Source organism: Paraburkholderia sp. SECH4 (assembly GCF_030511745.1).
Classification (GTDB): Bacteria; Pseudomonadota; Gammaproteobacteria; order Burkholderiales; family Burkholderiaceae; genus Paraburkholderia; species Paraburkholderia madseniana.
In genome coordinates this window covers 1-3,383 of record NZ_JALOCP010000098.1, presented here as the reverse complement: position 1 = coordinate 3,383, position 3,383 = coordinate 1, and the positions used below count along the sequence as shown (strand labels likewise).

Annotated in this window: 4 protein-coding genes; all 4 read left to right on the top strand. The window is 60.8% G+C overall.

Annotated elements, in window-relative coordinates; genetic code table 11:
- The first annotated feature begins 85 nt into the window (after positions 1 to 85).
- The 4 genes from M0D67_RS41820 to M0D67_RS41805 all read left to right on the top strand — a co-directional run bounded on the left by M0D67_RS41820 (position 86) and on the right by M0D67_RS41805 (position 3,320).
- Positions 86 to 550, top strand: a complete 465-nt coding sequence (locus M0D67_RS41820) for a transposase (protein ID WP_154567978.1) — start codon at positions 86 to 88, stop codon at positions 548 to 550.
- Entirely contained in the window at positions 550 to 903 is a 354-nt protein-coding gene (gene tnpB, locus M0D67_RS41815; RefSeq protein WP_154567977.1) for an IS66 family insertion sequence element accessory protein TnpB, read from the top strand. Before M0D67_RS41820 ends, tnpB begins: the two co-directional genes overlap by 1 nt.
- 90 nt (positions 904 to 993) lie before the next feature.
- Entirely contained in the window at positions 994 to 2,589 is a 1,596-nt protein-coding gene (locus M0D67_RS41810) for an IS66 family transposase (RefSeq protein ID WP_266243621.1), read from the top strand.
- 131 nt (positions 2,590 to 2,720) lie between these two features.
- Complete coding sequence (locus M0D67_RS41805; protein ID WP_266243618.1) at positions 2,721 to 3,320, top strand: plasmid pRiA4b ORF-3 family protein; 600 nt, start codon at positions 2,721 to 2,723, stop codon at positions 3,318 to 3,320.
- The last annotated feature ends 63 nt before the right edge of the window (positions 3,321 to 3,383 follow it).

Sequence of the window (3,383 nt, the reverse complement as noted above, 5' to 3'; positions counted from 1 at the left end):
GTAAGCGCGCGATTTCGCACACCTAGCTTCCGTTGTTGATACGGCTCACGATTGCGTCCGCAACCCAACTTTGCGGACGCAATTCATGACAGAAGATGACCTGAGCTTTTTGCCCTTGCGTGTGACGCGTGTCGGTGTCGGCGGCAAGCGAAGCTTCGACCCGGCGGACAAGCGACGACTGGTCGAAGCCTGTCTGCGGCCAGGCGCCTCACTATCGGGCCTCGCCCTGAAGGCGGGCGTGAACGCCAACCAGTTGCATAAATGGGTCCAGGCGCGAGAACGGGGCCAGCCTCCAATCAGGCATGACGTGCCGGTCGCATCATCAGTGTTTGTTCCAGTCGTCGCGATTGACGAGCCGACAGCGGTCATGGCGTCCGCGCCCGCGTCGCTCCGCGCCACCGGTGCAGAATCACCCTGCGTTTCGCCACGCTCAACGCGACTGGCACGGCTGTCGGCTCACCTGCCCAACGGCGTGAAGCTTGAGCTCGAATGTTCAGCAGATGATGTGGCAATCGTTAATGCGATGGTTACCGCATTGGGAGCGCGCTGATGTTCCGCTTCGAGGCGGACCTGACGGTCTTCCTGCATCGCGAACCGATCGACTTCCGGGCCGGCATCAATAGCCTCGTGACGCTCGTCGAGCAGTCCATGCAGCTCGACCCGTTTGGTCGCGCCGTCTTCGCCTTCCACAACCGCAAACGCAACCGGGTCAAACTGCTGTTCTACGATCGTAACGGTTTCTGGATGATGTTGAGGCGCCTCGAGGAAGACCACTTCGTATGGCCGCGCCGGCAGCAGAGCGTCGTCAAGCTGACGAGCGAGCAGTTGCACTGGCTCCTGGAGGGCATCGACATTGATGCTGTACGCCGCCATCCGGTACGGTCGTACCATCACGCCAGTTGAGCATCGGGCGTCGCCCGTCAGCAATAACTGGCCGGCCTGTTACAAATTCCCGTAAACCCATCGCGGGCGACACTTCGCTATCGTGGAGGCATGAACGAGGACGACTTCTCCCGATTGCCGCCGGCCGCCCAGGCCTATATCCGTGAACTCGAGACACGCAACCGGCAACTGGGCGAACGGATTACCCAGCTCGAGGAGCAGTTTCGCCTCGCGCAGAGCAGGCGCTTCGCCCCGAGCAGCGAGAAGCTCACGGATCGCGTCTTCGACGAGGCCGAACAGATCGCCGGCACCGAACCAGACGACATGGCCGCCGACGCCAATGACGAAGCGTTTGTACTGCCCGACACGGGTCTGCCGGATCCGCCGGCACCCACGGGCAGCAAACCGGGACGTAAGCCGTTACCGGCGCATCTGCCGCGTCAGCGCATCGAATACGATCTGCCCGAGAGCGCGAAGGTATGTCCGTGCTGCGCGCACGCACTGCACCGCATGGGCGAAGAGACCAGCGAACAGTTGCATATCGAAGTAAAGGCCTCGGTGCTTCAGCACGTGCGCTTCAAATATGCATGCCGCCACTGCGAGCGTCACGCGGAGCGCACGCCGGTGATCACGGCACCCATGCCCGCCCAGCCGTTGCCGGGCAGCAATGCCAGTGCGGCGATGATCGCCACGGTCACTGCGGGTAAATACGTTGACGGAACGCCGCTATACCGGATGGCCCATGCGCTGGCACGCGCGGACATCGAAGTCGGACGCGGCACGCTGGCGAACTGGATCATCCGGCCTGCCGAGTTGCACTACAGCCGTCTGTATGAGGCGCTGCGCACGACGCTGCTGTCGCAACAGCTGATTCACGGCGACGAGACAACGGTACAGGTGCTCAAGGAGCCGGGCAAAGCCGCCCAGAGCACCTCGTATATGTGGGTGTACCGCAGCGCCGAAGATTGCCTCGAGCCCGTCGTGCTGTTCGACTACCAGCCGGGGCGCGGGCAGGACTATCCCCGAACGTTCCTCGCCGGCTACAAAGGTCTGCTGATGACCGATGGGTATGCCGCCTGGCGCACGCTCGAAGGCCCGACGCACTTCGGCTGCCTGGCACACGCGCGGCGCGCCTTCGTGGATGCCCTCAAGGGCATGAAGAAACCAGGCGGTCGTGCTGCACACGGGCTGGAATACTTCAAGGCGCTCTACCAGGTAGAAACACTCGCAAAAGGCGATCTGCCTGAAGATGAGACACGGGTCGATTACACCTTCCGGTTGCGTCAGCAACATAGCGTGCCGCTGCTTGAGTCCTTGCGGAAATGGCTCGATGAGCAGGCGCCGCAGATCCTTCCTGAGAGCCTGCTGGGCAAAGCGATCTCATATACACGCAACCAGTGGACGTACCTCAGCCGCTATGTGAACGACGGGCGCGCGCCAATCGATAACAATGTCATCGAGCGCGACATCCGGCCATTCTGCACGGGCAGATCCTCCTGGCTGTTCAGTGACACCGTTGCCGGTGCGAGGGCGAGCGCAATGATCTATAGCCTGATGCTCACGTGCCGGGCGTGCAACGTCGAACCGTATGCATATCTCTTGCATGTGCTCGCCGAGCTGCCGCAAAGGCCGCCCGAAGCAGACATCACCGATCTTCTGCCGTTCAACTTCGCGATGCGACCCACTTCGACGCGAACATCCGCTTGACGCAATTCGTGTCGGTTTCCGGACAGCGCACAGCATAGGTCCCGGCACGCAGCACGGTAGGCACAGCCGATTGCGACGTCGGGCGATAATGCAATTCTGCCTGCGTCCAATACGATGCTTTGCTCGAATCCATGACCAAGTCCTACACCATCTACACACTTCACGCGCAGATCCGTGACATCGAACCGCCCGTCTGGCGACGGATCCATGTCGACGGCAACATCACCTTGCGCAAGCTGCATCACATCCTGCAAGCCGCCTTTGGGTGGACTGACTCGCATTTGCATGACTTTGAGATCGACGGGCGGACTTACGCGATGGGCGACAACGACAACATGCTCGATCTGTTTGCTGAAGATCCCGAAATGCTGGATGACCGCAAGGCGCGGTTATACCGGCGTGCATACCGGGGACTCCGGTTCCTCTATCGATATGACTTTGGTGATGACTGGCATCATGACATTCACGTGGAAGAAGTCACTCAAACGGACCATGAGCCGCACAGCGAGGCATGGATTGGTGCTGGAGAACGTGCCTGTCCGCCCGAGGACGTGGGTGGCACCTACGGATATGCAGAGATGTTGCGCGTACTAAGCATCGACCCAGATGGCGACGAAGCGAAGCGGTATAAAACATGGGCGGGCGACGACTTCGATGCCGAACTGTTCGACCGACGGGCAGCTAACGCGACGCTGCTGCGCATGGCGTGGAACAACTGGGGCAAAAAGTAGACAGGCTTGAACCCCTGTTCTCCGACGCATCTGACAATCCGGTGTGCTTTAACTAGCGCTTAC

Coding starts and splice junctions, on each gene's coding strand:
- M0D67_RS41820 (WP_154567978.1), top strand. CDS start 86: ATGACAGAAGATGACCTGAGCTTTTTGCCCTTGCGTGTGACGCGTGTC.
- tnpB (WP_154567977.1), top strand. CDS start 550: ATGTTCCGCTTCGAGGCGGACCTGACGGTCTTCCTGCATCGCGAACCG.
- M0D67_RS41810 (WP_266243621.1), top strand. CDS start 994: ATGAACGAGGACGACTTCTCCCGATTGCCGCCGGCCGCCCAGGCCTAT.
- M0D67_RS41805 (WP_266243618.1), top strand. CDS start 2,721: ATGACCAAGTCCTACACCATCTACACACTTCACGCGCAGATCCGTGAC.